Annotated in this window: 18 protein-coding genes; 15 read left to right on the top strand and 3 right to left on the bottom strand. The window is 70.7% G+C overall.

What is annotated here, in order from left to right; all coding sequences use genetic code 11:
- The first annotated feature begins 11 nt into the window (after positions 1-11).
- The 10 genes from ACWCSD_RS00385 (at position 12) to ACWCSD_RS00340 (ending at position 10,066) form a co-directional block, all read left to right on the top strand.
- Positions 12-1,217, top strand: coding sequence for a class I SAM-dependent methyltransferase (locus ACWCSD_RS00385; protein ID WP_449912250.1), 1,206 nt, complete (start codon positions 12-14; stop codon positions 1,215-1,217).
- Positions 1,214-1,993 (top strand): sugar phosphate nucleotidyltransferase, encoded by a 780-nt coding sequence (locus ACWCSD_RS00380; protein ID WP_364327144.1) that lies wholly within the window; start codon positions 1,214-1,216, stop codon positions 1,991-1,993. Before ACWCSD_RS00385 ends, ACWCSD_RS00380 begins: the two co-directional genes overlap by 4 nt.
- Positions 1,990-2,637: a PIG-L deacetylase family protein gene (locus ACWCSD_RS00375; RefSeq protein WP_352364726.1), complete on the top strand. Its 648-nt coding sequence runs from the start codon at positions 1,990-1,992 to the stop codon at positions 2,635-2,637. The genes ACWCSD_RS00380 and ACWCSD_RS00375 overlap by 4 nt, the downstream gene beginning before the upstream one ends.
- Positions 2,637-3,653, top strand: coding sequence for an NAD-dependent epimerase/dehydratase family protein (locus ACWCSD_RS00370; protein ID WP_397213721.1), 1,017 nt, complete (start codon positions 2,637-2,639; stop codon positions 3,651-3,653). The genes ACWCSD_RS00375 and ACWCSD_RS00370 overlap by 1 nt, the downstream gene beginning before the upstream one ends.
- Positions 3,650-4,915, top strand: a complete 1,266-nt coding sequence (locus tag ACWCSD_RS00365; RefSeq protein ID WP_449912158.1) for a DUF4910 domain-containing protein — start codon at positions 3,650-3,652, stop codon at positions 4,913-4,915. Before ACWCSD_RS00370 ends, ACWCSD_RS00365 begins: the two co-directional genes overlap by 4 nt.
- On the top strand, positions 4,903-5,892 hold the full coding sequence (locus ACWCSD_RS00360) for a hypothetical protein (RefSeq protein WP_449912156.1): 990 nt from the start codon (positions 4,903-4,905) through the stop codon (positions 5,890-5,892). Before ACWCSD_RS00365 ends, ACWCSD_RS00360 begins: the two co-directional genes overlap by 13 nt.
- Before the next feature lie 8 nt (positions 5,893-5,900).
- Positions 5,901-7,376, top strand: a complete 1,476-nt coding sequence (locus tag ACWCSD_RS00355; RefSeq protein WP_397154488.1) for an oligosaccharide flippase family protein — start codon at positions 5,901-5,903, stop codon at positions 7,374-7,376.
- Positions 7,377-7,391: 15 nt separating this feature from the next.
- Positions 7,392-8,270, top strand: coding sequence for a glycosyltransferase family 2 protein (locus ACWCSD_RS00350; RefSeq protein ID WP_358290065.1), 879 nt, complete (start codon positions 7,392-7,394; stop codon positions 8,268-8,270).
- A gap of 7 nt (positions 8,271-8,277) precedes the next feature.
- Complete coding sequence (locus ACWCSD_RS00345) at positions 8,278-9,099, top strand: hypothetical protein (RefSeq protein WP_397154485.1); 822 nt, start codon at positions 8,278-8,280, stop codon at positions 9,097-9,099.
- A gap of 121 nt (positions 9,100-9,220) precedes the next feature.
- Positions 9,221-10,066: a hypothetical protein gene (locus ACWCSD_RS00340; RefSeq protein WP_449912152.1), complete on the top strand. Its 846-nt coding sequence runs from the start codon at positions 9,221-9,223 to the stop codon at positions 10,064-10,066.
- A 6-nt stretch (positions 10,067-10,072) separates the two neighbouring features.
- On the opposite strand, the gene ACWCSD_RS00335 is transcribed toward ACWCSD_RS00340, so the two are convergent.
- Positions 10,073-11,200 carry an acyltransferase family protein gene (locus ACWCSD_RS00335; protein ID WP_449912150.1) on the bottom strand — a complete coding sequence of 376 codons (1,128 nt, stop codon included), beginning with the start codon at positions 11,198-11,200 and terminating at the stop codon, positions 10,073-10,075.
- Between the two features lie 142 nt (positions 11,201-11,342).
- Here ACWCSD_RS00335 and ACWCSD_RS00330 point away from each other — a divergent pair, with 142 nt between their 5' ends.
- From ACWCSD_RS00330 to ACWCSD_RS00320, 3 genes are read left to right on the top strand one after another with little or no spacing between them, the layout of a single operon-like run.
- Entirely contained in the window at positions 11,343-12,233 is an 891-nt protein-coding gene (locus ACWCSD_RS00330) for a hypothetical protein (RefSeq protein ID WP_449912148.1), read from the top strand.
- A 9-nt stretch (positions 12,234-12,242) separates the two neighbouring features.
- A complete protein-coding gene (locus tag ACWCSD_RS00325; protein WP_449912146.1) occupies positions 12,243-12,974 on the top strand; it encodes a hypothetical protein in 732 nt (243 codons plus the stop codon).
- The gene (locus ACWCSD_RS00320; RefSeq protein WP_449912144.1) at positions 12,971-14,365 is read left to right on the top strand and encodes an O-antigen ligase family protein; all 1,395 of its coding nucleotides are present in this window, start codon (positions 12,971-12,973) and stop codon (positions 14,363-14,365) included. The genes ACWCSD_RS00325 and ACWCSD_RS00320 overlap by 4 nt, the downstream gene beginning before the upstream one ends.
- On the opposite strand, the gene ACWCSD_RS00315 is transcribed toward ACWCSD_RS00320, so the two are convergent.
- Positions 14,254-14,802, bottom strand: a complete 549-nt coding sequence (locus tag ACWCSD_RS00315; RefSeq protein WP_397154475.1) for a dTDP-4-dehydrorhamnose 3,5-epimerase family protein — start codon at positions 14,800-14,802, stop codon at positions 14,254-14,256. The two genes, ACWCSD_RS00320 and ACWCSD_RS00315, sit on opposite strands and share 112 nt — an antisense overlap.
- 52 nt (positions 14,803-14,854) lie before the next feature.
- Positions 14,855-15,778 carry a glycosyltransferase family 2 protein gene (locus ACWCSD_RS00310; protein ID WP_449912142.1) on the bottom strand — a complete coding sequence of 308 codons (924 nt, stop codon included), beginning with the start codon at positions 15,776-15,778 and terminating at the stop codon, positions 14,855-14,857.
- A gap of 106 nt (positions 15,779-15,884) precedes the next feature.
- Between ACWCSD_RS00310 and ACWCSD_RS00305 the strand changes: the two genes are divergently transcribed.
- Together ACWCSD_RS00305 and ACWCSD_RS00300 are read left to right on the top strand one after the other, a co-directional pair.
- The gene (locus ACWCSD_RS00305; protein WP_397154471.1) at positions 15,885-16,700 is read left to right on the top strand and encodes a 2OG-Fe(II) oxygenase; all 816 of its coding nucleotides are present in this window, start codon (positions 15,885-15,887) and stop codon (positions 16,698-16,700) included.
- Entirely contained in the window at positions 16,697-17,617 is a 921-nt protein-coding gene (locus tag ACWCSD_RS00300) for a hypothetical protein (RefSeq protein WP_397154469.1), read from the top strand. Before ACWCSD_RS00305 ends, ACWCSD_RS00300 begins: the two co-directional genes overlap by 4 nt.
- Positions 17,618-17,684 lie beyond the last annotated feature (67 nt).

Here is a 17,684-nt window from a genome sequence, read left to right as displayed (position 1 = left end):
GCCCTTTGTTGATGACATCGTGCCGGTTGTGCGGCTCGACGGACCTGGTCGGCGTGGTGGATCTCGGGGCGACACCGCCCTGTGAGCTCTTCCTCACGGCGGAACAACTCGATCAGCCCGAGCTCACCTATCCCCTTCATCTGCGGGTTTGCACGGGCTGCTGGCTGGCCCAGATCCCGCCGTTGATCACACCGGAAGAGACATTCACCGAATACGCCTACTTCGCGTCATTTTCTGCCTCCTGGGTGGAGCACGCGCGGCGGTTCGTCGACGCGGCCGTGGAACGGTTGAAGCCGTCGTTCGTGGTCGAGGTGGCCAGCAACGACGGCTACCTGCTGCAGCACGTGGTCGGACGCGGCATCCGGTGCCTCGGCATCGAGCCGTCGGCCAACGTGGGGCAGGCGGCCAAGGACAAGGGCGTGCCGACGCTCACCGCGTTCCTCACCCCGGAGACGGGCGCGTCGGTGCGGGACGGGAACGGTCCGGCCGACCTGGTGGTGGCCAACAACGTCTACGCGCACATCCCCGACGTCATCGGCTTCACCAAGGGGCTGCGCGCCCTGGTGGCCGACGACGGATGGGTCTCGATCGAGGTCCAGCACCTGCTCACGCTCGTGGAGCTGAACCAGTACGACACGATCTACCACGAGCACTTCCAGTACTACACGGTGGCCTCCGCGCAGCGGGCGCTGGCGAGCGGCGGCCTGACCCTGGTCGACGTCGAGCTGCTGCCCACCCACGGCGGGTCGATCCGGCTGTGGGCGCGGCCTTCGGGCAGCCCGTCCGGCCGGGTGCTCGACGTGCTCGCCAGGGAGAAGGCCGCCGGGCTGCACGACCTCTCCGGTTACGCGGGGTTCGCGGAGCGGGTCGCCCGCGTCCGCCGCGACCTGCTCCGATTCCTGATCACCGCCGCCGAGGAGGGCAAGACGGTCGCCGGGTACGGCGCGCCGGGCAAGGGCAACACGCTGCTCAACCACTGTGGCGTCCGGCCGGATCTGCTGGCCTACACCGTGGATCGCAATCCGTACAAACACGGCAGGTTCACGCCGGGCACCAGGATCCCGATCGCTCCGCCGGAGCGCATCGCCCAGGACCGTCCGGACTATGTGCTGGTCCTGCCGTGGAACCTGCGCGAAGAGCTCACCGCTCAGCTCTCCTATGTGCACGAATGGGGAGGCCGGCTGGTCTTCCCGATCCCACACCTGGAGGTCGTGTGAAGGTTGTCTTGTTCTGCGGAGGATTCGGCACCCGGATGCGGACCGGTGTGCCGGGCGAGGTGCCCAAACCGATGGCGCTCGTCGGTCCGCGACCACTGCTCTGGCACGTGATGCGCTACTACGCCCACTTCGGACACAAGGAGTTCATCCTGTGCCTGGGGTACGGCGCCCACCACATCAAGGACTTCTTCCTCGGCTACCAGGAGGCCACCTCCAACGACTTCGTGCTGCGCGGCGGCAAGGTCGAGCTGCTGTCGAGCGACATCTCCGACTGGTCCATCTCGTTCGTGCAGACCGGGACGGACTCCCCGATCGGGGAGCGGTTACGCCGGGTCCGCAGCCATCTGGGCGACGACGAGGTGTTCCTCGCCAATTACGCCGACGTGCTCACCGACGCGCCGCTGCCCGAGATCATCGACCGGTTCACCGAGTCCGGCGCGGCCGCCTCGATGATGGTGGTGCCGCCGTCCCAGACCTTCCACTGCGTGGACGTCGGCGAGAACGGGCTGGTCGGCGGCATCTCGCCGGTCAGTGAGATGCCGGTGTGGGTCAACGGCGGCTACTTCGTGCTGACCCAGGAGATCTTCGAGCACATCCCTGAGAACGGCGACCTGGTCGCCGACGGCTGCGCCGAGCTGGCCAAGCGCGGACGCCTGCTGGCCTACCCCCATCGCGGCTACTGGCGGCCCACCGACACCGTCAACCAGCGCATGGAGCTGGACGAGGCGTACTCGCGCGGCGTGCGCCCGTGGGCTCTGTGGGAACGGTCCCGGTGATCGGACTGCGTCCCGGGGGCGTGACCTCCGTCGTGGCGCTCGCCGCGCACTGCGACGACCTGGCGATCGGAGCCGGCGGCAGCCTGCTGACGATCTGCGCCGCCCGTCCCGGCGTGCGCGTGGACGCGCTGGTGCTGTCCGGCGGCGGGACCGAGCGGGAGGACGAGGAGCGCGCCGCGCTGGCCGACTTCTGCCCCGGCGCGGACCTGCGGGTGAGCGTGCTCAAGCTGCCCGACGGCTACCTGCCGGCCCGCTGGGAGGAGGCCAAGGCCGCGGTCGAGGAGCTGCGCGCCCGCACCGAGCCCGGCCTGATCCTGGCGCCCTGGCGCGGCGACGCCCACCAGGACCACCGGGGGCTGGCCGAGCTGGTGCCCACCGCCTTCCGCGACCACCTGACGCTCGGCTACGAGATCGTCAAGTGGGACGGCGACCTGGCCGCCCCTGCCGTCTACCAGCCGCTCACGCCGGAGGTGGCCGAGCGCAAGGCGGACCTGCTCCAGCGCCACTACGCCTCGCAGCGGCACCGCCCCTGGTACGACCGCGAGGCGTTCCTGGGGCTGGCCCGCATCCGGGGCATCGAATGCCACACGCGGTACGCCGAGGCGTTCCACGTGTCCAAGCTGACCGTCGATCTGGAGAACTGATGCGGGTACTTCTCACCGGCCACCAGGGCTACCTGGGCAGCGTGATGGCCCCCGTCCTGGCCGAGGCCGGGCACCAGGTCGTCGGCCTGGACTCCGGCCTGTTCGCCGACTGCGTGCTCGGGCCCGAGCCCGAGCCGGTCGAGGCGCACGCCGTGGACCTGCGCGACGCCGGGCCCGAGCACGTCGCCGGGTTCGACGCGGTGATCCACCTGGCCGCCCTGTCCAACGACCCGCTCGGCGCGCTCGCGCCCGACCTGACCTACGACATCAACCACCACGCCTCCGTACGGCTGGCCAGGCTGGCCAAGGACGCGGGCGTGCGCCGCTTCCTGTACGCCTCCACCTGCTCGGTCTACGGCGCCTCCGGCGGCGCGGACCTGCTGGACGAGGAGGCCCCGCTGCGCCCGGTCACGCCGTACGCCGAGTCGAAGGTGCGGGTCGAGGACGACCTGACCGCGCTGGCCGACGACGACTTCACCCCGGTGTTCCTGCGCAACGCCACCGCCTTCGGGTTCTCGCCGAGGCTGCGCGCCGACATCGTGCTGAACAACCTGGTGGGCCACGCGCACCTGACCGGCGAGGTCCGGGTGTTGTCCGACGGCACCCCGTGGCGTCCGCTGGTGCACGCCAGGGACATCGCCGACGCGTTCGCCGCCGCCCTGACCGCGCCGCGCGAGGCCGTGCACGCGACGGCCTTCAACGTGGGCACCGAGGCCAACAACGTGACCGTGGCCGAGATCGCGGCCGAGGTGGTCGCGGCCGTCCCCGGCTCGACGCTGACGATCACCGGCGAGACGGGCGCCGACCCGCGCTCCTACCGCGTCGACTTCTCCCGGATCAGGTCCGCCCTGGGCTACGAGGCCCGCTGGACGGTCAAGGCGGGCGCCGTCGAGCTCATCGACGCCTACCGCGAGCACGGCCTGACCCGGCACGACTTCGACCGCCGCTTCACCAGGCTGGCCCGGCTCGCCGACCGGCGCGAGGCCGGCACCGTCGACGCCACCCTGCGGCCATGACCGGCCCGGAGATGCACGACCTGGTACGGCGGCTCTACCCGCTGTGCCGCAGCATCACCGGCGACGGCCTGCGCCGCACCCTGGAGATCATCGGCGGCTCGATCCCGCTGGAGATCACCGAGGTGCCGACGGGCACGCAGGTGCTCGACTGGACGATCCCCCGCGAGTGGAACATCCGCGACGCCTACGTCAAGGACGCCGCCGGGAACCGGGTCGTCGACTTCCGGCGGAGCAACCTGCACGTCGTCGGCTACAGCGCGCCGGTCGAGGCCACCATGTCGCTGGCCGAGCTGCGCGGACGCCTGCACACGCTGCCCGGCCAGCCGGACCTGGTGCCGTACCGGACCAGCTACTACGCCGAGACCTGGGGCTTCTGCCTGAGCCAGAACACCCTGGACGGGCTGGCGGAAGGCCCGTACGAGGTCAGGATCGACTCCACGCTCGCCGACGGCCACCTGACCTACGGCGAGCACGTGATCCGGGGCCGCAGCTCGCAGGAGGTGCTGATCTCCTGCCACGTGTGCCATCCCTCGCTGGCCAACGACAACCTGGCCGGGGTGGCGGTGGCGGTGTCGCTGGCCCAGCGGCTCCTCGACCCCTGGTACACCTACCGGTTCGTGTTCGCGCCCGGCACCATCGGCGCGATCACCTGGCTGGCGCTCAACCGCGAGCGCGCGGACCGGATCAGGCACGGCCTCACGCTGGCCTGCGCCGGGGACGCCGGGACGATCACCTACAAGCGCAGCAGGCGCGGCGACGCCGAGATCGACCAGGTCTTCGCGCACGTGCTCAAGGACCGGCCGCACACCCTCCTGGACTTCTCGCCCTACGGCTACGACGAGCGGCAGTACTGCTCGCCGGGGTTCGACCTGCCCGTGGGCTCGCTGACCAGGACGCCCTACGGGGGTTACCCGGAGTACCACACCTCGGCCGACGATCCGGACTTCGTGCGGCCCGAGGCCATGGAGGACACCCTGGAGACGCTGTGGAGCGCCGTGCGGGTCCTGGAGGGCAACCGCCGCTACCAGAACCTCAGCCCGTACGGCGAGCCCCAGCTCGGAGCGCGCGGCCTGTACGGCTCGCTGGGCGGCCGCAGTGACACGAAACAGGCCCAGATGGCGATGTTGTGGGTGCTCAACCTTTCCGACGGGCGGCACAGCCTGCTCGACATCGCGGAACGGTCGAACCTGCCGTTCCAGGCATTGGCGGACGCGGCGAACGCCCTGCAGAACGCGGGCCTGCTGAAGGAGTGGGTGGATTGAGCCTGGCGCTGAAAGTCGGCGACGTGGTCGAGGTTCTCAGTGCTGAAGAGATCCTGGCGACCCTCGATGAGCGCGGAGAGCTGGACAGCCTCCCGTTCATGCCGGAGATGCTGCGGTTCTGCGGGCAACGGCTGACCGTCCACAAGGTGGCCAACAAGCTCTGCGACACGATGACCAGGACCGGGATGCGGAAGATGGAGGACGCCGTCCACCTGACCGGCTCCCGCTGCGACGGCACGGCCCACGGCGGCTGCCAGACGGCCTGCCTGCTCTACTGGAAGACGTCCTGGCTGCGGAAGGTCGACGGGCCGCCCACGGCCGAGGAGCGGGTCCGTCCCGAGCGGCCGCTGCTGCCGCTGCTGGAGGTCAACACCCGCAAGGAGCCCGCGCCGGACGGCGAGGAACGGTTCCGCTGCCAGGCGACCGAGCTGCTGCGGGCCGCCCCCGAGCTGCTGCCGTTCCGCAGCATGGGCCAGTACGTCACGGACGTCCGGGTGGGCAACGCCGGGATCGCCTCGACCGTCCGGACGTTGTTCTTCGGCCTGTTCAACCGCTACCAGCGGCTGTCCAGGAGGTTCCCCCGGGCGCTGCGCTTCAGGGGCGGCCTGGACTGGGGGTTCGTGCAGCCCGGCCCGCACACCGGCCCGGCCCCCACCGGGACGACCGACCTCCAGCCGGGCGAGCTGGTCCGCGTCAAGTCCAAGGACGAGATCGTCGCCACGCTCACCACCAAGGGGTTCAATCGGGGGCTGGGCTTCGAGGAGGACATGGCCCGGTCGTGCGGCAAGGTCGCCCGGGTCACCGCGCGGGTCGAGCGCTGCATCGACGAGAAGACCGGAAAGCTACTTGAGATGAAAAATCCGTGCATCGCCTTGGACGGAATCATCTGCGACGGTGTGTACAAGTCCAACTGCCCCCGCGCGTTCATCCCGTTCTGGCGGGAGATCTGGCTGGAGCGGGTCAACGAGCAAAAGTAGGGCACAGCATGGTGGATCAGGCGAGCCCGGACATCAGTGACATTGGGCGCAAGGCGGGTCGAGGGGCGGTGTGGAGCCTGCTCGGCACGCTCGTCACCCGTGCGGGCTCGTTCATCCTCGGGCTGATCCTGGCCCGGCTCCTCGCACCCGCGGACTTCGGCACGTACGCCGTCGCGCTCGCGGCCACCCAGTTCGTCATGGTGGTCAAGGACGTCGGCGTCATGTCGGCCGTCGTGCAGTGGCGCGGCCGGCTGGAGGACATCGCGCCCACGGCCACGACGCTCACGATGATCTCCGCGCTCGGCCTGTACGGGATCTTCTGGGTCGGGGCGCCGTACTTCTCGGCGCTGGCCGGCAGCGCGGAGGCCACCACCGTGGTGCGCATCCTCACCGCGGTCATCCTGGTCGAGGCGGTCACGGCGGTGCGCAGCGCGGCCCTGCTGCGCTGGTTCCGCACCGGCAAGAACGCCAAGGCGGTGCTCGCCGGCTTCCTGGTCAACGCGCCGGTGGCCATCGTGCTCGCGGTCAACGGCGCCGGGGCCTACAGCTTCGCCTGGGGGCAGCTCGCCGGGGCCGTGGTCACCGGCGTCTTCATGCTGATCTACGCCCGGCTGCCCTACCGGCTGGGGTTCGACCGGAACGTCGCGGGCCGGCTGCTGAGGTTCGGGATCCCCTCGGCGGCCGGGATCGCCCTGGAGGTCCTGCTGCTCAACGTGGGCTACATCATCGTCGGCAACATCATGGGCGATGCGTGGCTCGGGTTCTACCTGATGGCGTTCAACGTGTCGAGCTGGGTGCCCGGCATCATCGGCAGCGCCATCCGCATGGTGTCGATCGCCGGCTTCTCCCGGCTGGCCGAGCGGGACGAGGAGTCGCTGTCGATCGGCGTCCAGCGCAGCGTGCCGCTGCTCATCGCCATGGTGCTGCCGCTGGCGGTGTTCATGGCGGTGCTGGCGCACTCGCTGATCATCTTCATCTACGGCCCGCAGTGGGAGCAGTCCGCCGGGGTGCTGCGCTTCCTGGCGGTCCTGATGGTGGTGCGCATGCTCACCGCCTTCGCGCTCGACATCCTGAACGGCCAGGGCGCCACCCGCTCGACCGTCTGGATGAACCTCGGCCACGCCGCGGCGATGATCCCGGCGGTCATCGCCGGCACGCACCTCGACGGCATCCGGGGCGCCGCGATCGGCCAGGCGGCCGCCGCCGTGCTGGTCGCGCTGCCGCTGGCGATGATCGCCGTGCAGCGGGCGGGGGTCCGGCTCGGGCCGGTGCTGCCCGGTCTCGTACGCCCGGCGGTCGGGGCGGTGGTCTGCGCCGCCGTCATGCTCGGCCTGGCGAGCCTGACCCACGGCAGCCCGTTCGTCCAGCTCGCCCTGGCCGGCGGCGGCGGACTGCTGGCGTACGTGCTGGTCGTGGTGACCCGCGACCAGTTCCACCTAGTGAGCGCCCGTCTGGTGCGGCTGCTGCCCGCCCGCGCGCGCTGACCCCGAGGAGAGACGATGCTGGTGTCCATCGGAATCCCGGTACGCAACGGCGCGGACCGGCTGGAGACGGCCGTGCGCTCCGCGCTCGCCCAGGATCACGCCGAGCTGGAGGTCGTGATCTCGGACAACGCCTCCACCGACGGCACGCAGGAGCTCTGCCGCGAGCTGGCCCGCCAGGACGACCGCATCGCCTACCACCGCCAGCCCCACGACCTGCACGTGGTGGGGAACTTCGTGGAGGTGCTGCGCCGCGCGCGCGGCGAGTTCTTCCGCTGGATGGGCGACGACGACCTGCTCGAACCCGACTACGTCTCGCGCACGCTGGAGCCGTTCCTGGCCGACGAGCGGCTCATCCTGGTCACCTCCGACGTCCGGTACACCGGCGCGGACGGGACCGTCCACGAGCCGCGCTACCGCGGCACCCGGATGCTCTCCGACGACCCGGTCGACCGCCTCGACGAGCTGTGGGACGTGGTCACGACCCAGCACCACGGCCTCGACCCCCTCTACGGGCTGATGCGGCGCGAGCGGGTGGCCGCCGTGCCCAGACCGCTGATGATCCGCGAGGACGAGGTCTACGCCACCATGCTCGCGCTGACCGCGCCCTGGGGGCACGTCCCGCGGGTGCTGGCCCATCGCAACCTGCGCGAACGCCGCCTGTCCGGGATCGCCGCGGCGCTCGGCGTGCCCGCCTGGACCGCCCATTTCGCCACCACGCTGCAGTTCCGGGCCATGCACCGGGCCCTCGGCGGCACGGAACTGTCGGCGGAGCAACGCGCCCGCGCGCGGGCCGTGCTGCTGCGCACGTACTGGCGGCGTCAGCAGCAGATGCTGACGCACCGCAGCCGCAAGATCGCCGGGTTGGCCGCCCGACTCGTCTCCTCGAAAGGGTGAAACCCTCGTGCTGATTCGCATCGTGCGGCTGCTCATGCAGCCGGGCCGCATCCTGCTGGCCGTCCTGCGGCGCCTGCCGTTCGGCTCCCACGAGCTGCGCTGCGCGCTCGACCTCTATCCGCGGCCGCACTACGCGTACGGCGTCCAGCAGGCGGCCGAGCTGGCCAGGCGGCTCGGCGTCGGCCGGATCAGCGTGGTCGAGTTCGGCGTCGCCGGCGGCGCGGGCATGGTCGAGCTCAACCGCATGGCGGCGCTGGCGACGGCCGCGACCGGCGTCAAGATCGACGTGTACGGCTTCGACACCGGCGCCGGCCTGCCCAAGCCCACCGACTACCGCGACCTGCCCTACATCTGGCGCGAGGGCGACTTCGTCATGGACGTCGAGGCCCTGCGCGCCCGCCTGGGAGCGGCGCGGCTGATCCTGGGCAACATCGAGGACACCGTCGGGGAGTTCCTGGACGGCGAGCACCCCGCGCCCATCGGCTTCGTCTCGATCGACGTGGACTTCTACTCCTCGACGGCGGCGGCGCTCAGGCTGTTCGCCGGCGACCACCGCTACTTCCTGCCCCGCGTGTTCGTCTACCTGGACGACACCGTCGGCGACGACGACCAGGTCATCCACAACGACTACGTCGGCGAGCTGAGCGCGATCCGGGAGTTCAACGAGGACAACAAGGCGATGAAGCTGGCCCCGATCCACGGCCTGCGGCACAAGCGCCCGGTCCCGGCCCCCTGGAACGACAACATCCAGGCGCTGCACCGGTTCGACCACCCCGACTACTCGACCTATGTCGCCCGTCCGGACACCGAGACACAATTGCCGCTGTAATTCCCTGTAACGAAGAAGCGGGCACCGGCGAGAGAAAGGAAAAGAACGACGCGAGGGGGTAAATCTCGCTATGTCCGTTATATTAACCAATAGCCGAATTCGGGATGATGTTCGGCGCCAAATGATCTTCAAAGGGGACGTGTTCCTCTACTCCGCCACCCCCGCCTCGACCAAGCTGATCGAGTTCGCCCGCGAGCTGATCGAGGAGGCGTTCGGAGCACGCGACCCCCAGACCGCCCAGCACGAGATGCCGGTGGAGGACTTCGCCGCGCTGCTCGCCGAGCTCAAGCCCCGCTTCATCCATCATCCCACCAGCAAGAAGCTGATCCGCGCCCTGCTGGAGGAGCTCGGCATGGCGCTGGACGAGACGTACTTCGACGTGCCGCGGCTGCGCACCTCGACCGCCGACCACTACCTCGACTCGGGCATCTCCTACGCCTACCACGCGCACAGGGACTGCTGGTACTCCGCGCCGTTCTGCCAGGTCAACTGGTGGATGCCCATCTACGAGGTGGTCCCGGAGAACGTCTTCGCCCTGCACCCGCAGTACTTCGACCGTCCCGTGCGCAACGGCAGCGGGCGCTACGACTACGCGGAATGGACGGCGGTGAGCCGGCCCACCGCCGCGCAGCACGTCCACAGCGACACCAGGGAGCAGCCCAAGCCGGAGGAGGCGCTCGACCTCGACCCCGAGCTGCGGCTCGTCCCGGAGCCGGGCGGCATGATGCTGTTCTCCGGTGCGCACCTGCACTCCACCGTCGCCAACACCTCCGGCAGGACCCGGTTCAGCATCGACTTCCGCACCGTCCACATCGACGACGTCCGCTCGCGCGCCGCCGCCCCCAACGTGGACGCCGCCTGCCGCGGCACCACCCTGCGCGACTTCCACCGGGCCGACGACCTGTCGCGCATCCCCGAGGAGCTCGCGGCGGCCTACGAGGCCGAGGCGCTGGCGAAGATCACCTGATCCGGGTCACCTGAACCGCGCCCGCGCGGCCTCGCGCAGGCTCCGCCAGCCTCTGTGCCGCTGGAAGGGCAGCTCGAAGACGGACGCGAACAACCACGCCACTCCCACGCTCGCCGGCACGGCCAAGGCGAGCGTGAGGAGGAAGGCGGGCATCCCCGGCGGCACGCGCGGCGCGACCACCAGCCGGTTGACCATGACGACCAGCGGCGCGTGGATCAGATAGAGGCTGTAGGAGAACGAGCCGAGCCGCCGTACCGGACGGGTGTCGAGCAGCCGGACGAGCCAGGAGGGCCGGCCCGTCGCCACGCCGGCCAGCAGCAGGCCGGCGGCGGGACCGACCGCGAGGTCCACCCAGAAGAAGTGCCCGACCACCCACTCCGGACCGGCCGCCACGACCAGCGCGAGCACCGGCAGCGCGGCCGCCGCGGCCAGCCAGTGCCAGGGCGGCCGCCCGGTGCGCTCCGACGCCCGCACCACCCCGGCGCACACCGCGCCCACGGCGAACAGCGCGGCGAACTGCGGGGTCAGCCGCATCAGCAGCTCCACGGCCGGCACGTACGGCGCCAGCGCCCCCACGGCCACCACGACCAGCGTCACCGCGCCCAGCATCACCGCCGCCCCCCACCGGCGCAGCACCAGCACCATCAGCGGGAACACCAGGTAGAGCTGCGCCTCGACGGCGATCGACCACATGGCGCCGTTGGGGCTGGGGGAGCCGAAGACGTCCTGGAGCAGCAGGCCGTAGATGAGCACCGACTGCCCGGTGGGCGCCTGCTGGCCCGGCTGCGGGATGACCGTCCACGCGATCACCAGGCTGAACAGCAGCGCCGCCCAGTACGGCGGCAGGATGCGCCAGGCCCGCCGGTTGAAGAACGCGGGGATGCTGCCCAGCCGCCAGCCGGACCGGGCGGGCGAGACCGCGAGGGAGAACCCGGACAGCACGATGAACACCACGACCGCGAAGTGCCCGTAGAGCAGCCACCCCGTCCACCAGGGCGCGTCGTTGACCGGGAACCCGGGGAACGACAGCAGCCAGCAGTGGTGCAGGACCACGAACAGCGCGGCCAGCCCCCGTAACCCGTCGAGCCCGGCGAGCCTGCTCCGTGTCGCCGGACGCTCAGTTGTCAGCCCCACCGAAAGCCCCCGTCGCCGTAGTCGTAGGTCTATCGCGGCGATCACGTCCGATGTAACCGATCTGGGGGGATGTAACGTCTGCCAGTGATTGGGCGATGGTCCGCTATAGGGCAAGTTCGCTGATGCGGGGGAACGTACCAAAATGGAGTTCTGGAAGGCGATTCTTGGTCTTCTCCGACGAATTCTGATAGGCCCGCCGCTGATCCTCCTGTCGATCCTGGTGGGCGGCGTGGTGTACCTCGTCCTCCCGGCCCACTACACGACCGACGTCTCCCTCGTCCTCGCGACCCCGGTGAACGGCGGCACGGTCAACAGCGACAAGACCAAGCAAGGGCTGACCAACCCCTTCCTCTCCTTCAACGACGCGCTCAAGACCGGTGCCAGCATCGTCATCCTCGCGATGAACACCCAGGACGTCTGGACCGAGCTCGGCGCCCCCAAGGACGGCCCGACCGAGATCACCATCGACGACGGGCGCACCAACCCCAACGTCCTGGACATCAACGGGCCCTACATCTACATCAGGGTGGACAGCGAGTCCCCGCGGCAGGCCACGACCGTGCTCATGGCGGCCCGCGAGCGCGTGGCGAGCGAGCTGTTCAAGTGGCAGAAGACGCTCGGCGCGCCGCCGAACACCTTCATCACCTCCACCGACATCGTGCCGCCGTCCAAGCCCGAGGCCGACCACAGCGCGAACTGGCAGGGGGCGATCGGCGGCGCGCTGCTCACCCTGTTCCTGGGGCTCGGCATCGCCTACGGCGTGGTGGTCCGGCGCGAGCCCCGGCAGCGCCGGCAGCCCGAGCCCGCCGCCCCGGCCGCGCCTCCCGCCGCCGCTCCCGTTCCGATTCCGGTGCCGGCTCCCGTTCCGGTGCCGGCTCCCGAGCCGGTCGAGGTCCAGGCGGCCGAGCCCGCCGAGCTCCCGGTCCTCGACGAGGACAGCTCGGCCACCATGGAGTTCCCCGCCTACCGGGCCGGCCCGCTGTCGCCCGTCCCGGGGCCGAGGAAGGCGAACCAGGACGACGGCGAGAAGTGAGGGCCCGCCATGGACTTCTGGGCGACGGCGAAGATCCTGTTCAAGCGCTGGTACGTGACGGTCCCCGCGTTCCTGCTCACGGTCGTCACGGCCCTCGGCGTGTTCGCCGTCGCGCCCAAGACCTTCATCTCCAGCTCGGCGCTCGTGCTGACCCTGCCGGTGACCGGCGGCAGCGTGCCGAGCGACCCCAAGTTCCCCAATCCGCGCACCAACCCCCTGGTCTCCTTCGACCAGGGGCTCAGCATGACCTCCTCGATCCTCATCCAGGCGCTCAACACCCCCCGGACGGCCGCCGAGGTCGGCGCGCCCATCGGCGGCGACGTCACCCTCAAGATCACCAGCGGTGGCACCAACCCCGAGCTGATGCCCGCGACCCCGTTCATCGTGATCATCTGTGAGGCGCCGACCGCCGAGCTGGCCCACGGCATCGTCGTGAAGGTCACCGCCCTGGCCCAGAAGGAGCTGCGGGCCCGGCAGCAGCAGGTCAAGGCGCCGCCCACCACGTACGTGACCGCCACCGTCGTGGTGCCGCCGACCGCGCCCGACGAGAAGAAGGGCAGCCGTATGCGCAGCGCCGTCATCACCGGCGCGCTGGCGTTCTTCATGAGCCTGTTCGCCGCCTTCGCCGTCGAGAGCTTCGCCCGGCACCGCCGTTCGCGCCGCCGGGCCGGGGGCGGTCCCGTGCGGTTCGAGCCCGCGCTCGCCAACGGCGCCAGGACGCCGGCGGGACACGAAGGATGACCGGCACCGTCCTGCCGCGGCGCGCCGACGGCGCCACCCTGGCCTGCCTGTTCGTGCTGTTGCTGCTGATCCTGCCGGCCCGCCTGGCGGTCGCCGGGCTGCCGCTCTCGCTCACCCCCGCCGAGATCATGGCCCTGTTCATGGGCGTGGTGTGGGTGTGCGCCCAGATGGTCGGCACGACCGGCGTCGCCAAGGGCGGCAACCCCGTCCGCACCTCGATCTTCGTCTACGGCATGCTCCTGCTGGCCGTCTACGGCTACACGACCTACCGCTACCTGCCCTCCGACGAGCTCAACCTCGCCGACCACACGCTGGTGCTCTACCTGGGGTACGCGAGCCTGCTGCTGGTGATGTGCGACGGGATCGGCAGCCGCGAACGCCTCGACTTCGTGCTCAAGGCGGTCGTCATCGGCGGCACGTTCGCCGCGATCGTCGCGTTGCTGCAGTTCCGGCTGGACTTCGACCTCACCGAGTACATGCGCGTCCCGGGCCTGCGCCACTCCTCGGTCGAGGAGGTGCCGACCGTGATCTCCCGGTCCGACCTGCGCAGGGTCGCCGGCACGCTCGGCCACCCGATCGAGTTCGGCGCGCTGTCGGCGATGCTGCTCCCGCTGGCCGCCCACCTCGGCTTCCAGGCTCGCAGCCGGGGCCAGGCCGCGACCCGCTGGTGGGTCTGCGCGGCCGTCATCGCGGCCGGCCTGATGTTCTCGGTCTCCAGGACGGCCGTGCTCGGCCTGGCCGGGGCCGGGCTGATCCTGCTGCTCGGCTGGTCCAACCGGCGGCGGATCGTCACCATCGGCGCGTTCGTGGTGTTCCTGGGCGTCATGAAGGTGCTGGCGCCGGGCCTGATCGGCACGTTCTACAACCTGTTCGCCGGCGCGGGCGAGGACAGCAGCGTCATCTACCGCACCCACGACTACCCCTTCGCGATGCGGGAGTTCGCCAAGAGCCCGTTCTTCGGCCGCGGCCTCGGCACCTGGTACCCCTTCAAGCACCAGGTGTTCGACAACCAGTACCTGCTGTCCCTGGTGGAGACCGGGGTGGTCGGCGTGCTGGGGTTCGTCGGCGTGATCGGGTGCGGGATCGTCGTCGCCCTGCGGGTGCGCCGGATGAGCACCGACCCGAACGTGCGCAACCTCGGCCTGACCATCGCCGCCTGCCTGGTGATCCCGCTGCTCGGCGCGGCCACCTTCGACCTGCTGTCCTTCCCCGGCATCACCAGCGTGCTGTTCCTGCTCGTCGGCGCGGCCGGGGCGCTGATGCGGTTCGAACGCCGCGATCAGGCGGCGAGAACGGCCCTGAGCTCCTTCCACGTGCCCGCCGACCTGTCGCGCTCGCTGATCGCGGTCACCGGCAACGGCCACGGCAGCGCGAGGTCGGGGTCGTCGTAGCGGACGGCCAGGTCCTCGGCCGGGTCGTGCTCCCTGTCGATGCGGTAGCAGACGTCGGCCTGCTCGGTCAGCGCCTGGTAGCCGTGCAGCACGCCCGGCGGCACGTACAGGTTGGCGAAGGTCACGTCGTCGAGCCGGACGGCGACGTGCGAGCCGAACGTCGGCGACCCGGGCCGCGCGTCCACCAGGACGTCCAGCACCGCGCCGCGGGCGGCGCGCACCAGCTTGGCCTCGCCGCGCCCCGACCGGCCGTGCATGCCCCTGATCGTGCCGAGCCGCGAGCGCGACTGGCTGTCCTGGACGAACGCCGTGTGGTCCAGCCCGTGCTCGGCGGCGATCACGGCGTCGAAGGTCCTGGTGAACAGGCCGCGGTCGTCGTGGCTCGGCGTCGGCACGAACAGCAGCGCGCCTTCGAGCCCCAGTCGCTCGACTCTCATCGTGTTCCTCTCCTGTGGAAGGGCTCGCGGCTCCTGTGTGAGGGTCCGCGGTTCAGCCCGGCAGGGCCCGCAGCCGGCGGGACGGCCTGAGCAGGGCCACGACCGAGGCCCTGGCCGTACGCCGCCCGGCCGCCGCCCGCATCGCCTCGCCGAGCAGCACCGCCAGGTAGAAGCCCGCGGTCGCGACCCGGCCCCGGCGCCGCCGGAACAGCCGGACGCGGTTGACGGTGAGCAGCGCGGCCAGCATCGGGCTGGTCTTGGCCTCGCCGCCGATGTGCTCGACCACGGCGGCCGGCTCGTACCAGAGGGTCCAGCCGGCGTCCGCGGCGCGCAGCGCGTACTCGGTCTCCTCGCTGTAGAGCAGGAAGGACTCGTCCCAGGGGCCGAGCCGGGCCAGCGCCGTGGCCGAGACGAGCATGGCGGCGCCGGTGGCCCAGTCGGCCGGGCCGGGACGTTCGTAGCGGGCCGGATCGACGACCATCTCGCCCAGCGTGCCGATCCGGCCCGCCAGTCGGCCGCCGACCAGCGACTCGGCCAGCGCGCGGCGTACCGCGGGCGTGCGGCGCAGCGAGTGGTGGAGCACCCCCTCGGTGCTGACCAGCCGGGGGACCGCGATGCCGGTGCCGGGCCGGTCGAGGGCCGCGGCCAGCACGGCCAGCGCGCCGGGGCGCAGGCGGCAGTCCGGGTTCAGGACGAGCACCGCGTCGAGGTCGTCCAGGTCGAGCGAGGCGACCCCGGCGTTGATCGCCGCGGCGTACCCGGCGTTCCGGCCCACCTGAAGGGGCCGTACGGGCAGGCCGGCGGCCTGTTCGGCGATGGCGAGCGAGTCGTCCTTGGAGGCGTTGTCGGCCACGACGACGTCGGTGAGCCGGACCCCCTTCGCGCCCTCGGGCAGGGAGGCCAGGCAACCGCCGAGGACCGGCGCGCTGTTGTAGGTCACGATCACGATCGCGACTCGGGGAGAGCCGGGCGTCACATGTCGCCATCGGCGGCCGGGAATGGATCGTTACAGGTAACAGAAGGCACTGATGAGGCGATGAGGAGGTAGGGGCCGGGTGTCGTAGGAGACGGAGACACATTCCATGCAGGATCTGCAGGCTTTCACCTTCCACCGGGACGAGCTGTTCCCGCTGGCGGACAAGTACTCCGAGCAGTTCCGTACCGCCTCGCCGTTCCGTCACGTGGTCATCGACGACTTCCTGCCGCCCGAGGTGCTGGAGCCCGTCCTCGACGAGTTCCCCGAGCCGCGCGACGCCACCTGGCAGCGGTTCGACAGCGCGCGCGAGGTGAAGCTGGCGCTGGCCGACACCGAGCGCATGGGGCCGGCCACCCGGCGCCTGCTGGCCGAGTTCAACAGCGGCGTGTTCGTCGAGTTCCTGGAGCGGCTGACCGGCATCACGCAACTGGTCTCCGACCCGCACTTCGAGGGCGGCGGCCTGCACCAGATCCGGCCCGGCGGCTTCCTGAAGGTGCACGCCGACTTCAACCGCAGCCGCCGGCTCAACCTCGACCGCCGGCTCAACGGCCTGCTCTACCTCAACAAGGACTGGCAGGAGAGCTACGGCGGCCACCTGCAGCTGTGGAACAAGGACATGACCGAGTGCGAGGGCAAGATCCTCCCGGTCTTCAACCGGTTCGTGCTGTTCGCCACGACCGACGACGCCAACCACGGCCACCCCGACCCGCTCACCTGCCCGGACGACCGGGCCCGCCGCTCGATGGCGCTCTACTACTACTCCAACGGCAGACCCGACGACGAGGTCACCGACGACCACACCACGCTGTTCAAGCAGCGGCCGGGCGAGGCGTGGAGGAGCAACCTGCGCCAGGTCGCCAAACGCTGGACGCCGCCCGCGCTGGCCGACCTCGTCGGCGGCCGGAGGACCAAGGGCGAGTGAGGCCGTACGTCCGAGGGGGCTGGTGCCTCGTCGCGGTCCTGGTCGTGCTGCTGGGCGGCTGCACCGGGTCCCCCGGCGGGCCCGAGGTCACCCGGTCGCCCGCCGCGGCCACGTCCAGGCCGGGCACGCCGTCGCCGTCGAAGCCGGCCGAGCAGGGCTGGCCGGGCGCGCACAACACCGGCGTGCCCGAGGGGATGGCGCTGCGCAAGTCAGGATCGATCCGGGTGACCAGGAACGGCACGGTGATCGACGGCGTCGAGGTGACCGGCTACATCACGGTCGAGGCCGACGACGTGGTCATCCGCAACACGCGGGTGCGCGGCACCAAGGGCTGGTGGGGCATCCTCCAGCGCGAAGGACGCACCGGCCTGACGGTCGAGGACACCGAGATCTTCGGCAACGGCAGGGCGCGCACCCAGTTCGGCATCCTCAACCAGGGCAAGCTGATCACGATCCGCCGCGTGGACGTCCACACCATCTCCAACGGCATCCTGACCCAGCAGGGCCTGGTCGAGGACTCCTACGTGCACGACCCGAAGTACTACTCCGGCGACCACACCGACATGATCATGTCCACCGGGCCGCCCGCGCCCGGCACCGAGCTGGTCATCCGGCGCAACACGGTGATCAACACGCTCGACCAGACCGGCGCCATCGCCCTCTTCCAGGACTTCGGCGTGGTCAAGGACGTGACGGTCGAGGGCAACCTGCTGGCCGGCGGCGGCTGGTCGCTGTACGCCGGGGCCGGGGTGAAGGGGAAGTCGTCCAACATCAAGGTGATCGGGAACGTGTTCAGCCGCCGCGTCTGGCCCAAGGGCGGAGCGGCGGGGCCGGTTTCATATTGGGATAAAGACGGGCCCGGAAATCGATGGCAGGGGAACACCTGGGAAAACGGCGGCACTGTGACGCCGGGATGACGCCTCTCTGTCGGATTTGCCGCGATAGATGAGAAACATGAGCTTGTTGTGAATTTGGAGGATAACG

This window comes from Nonomuraea sp. NPDC001684, from assembly GCF_053596515.1.
Note: the sequence above shows the minus strand (reverse complement) of the source record. Positions and strands in the feature narration are given on the sequence as shown.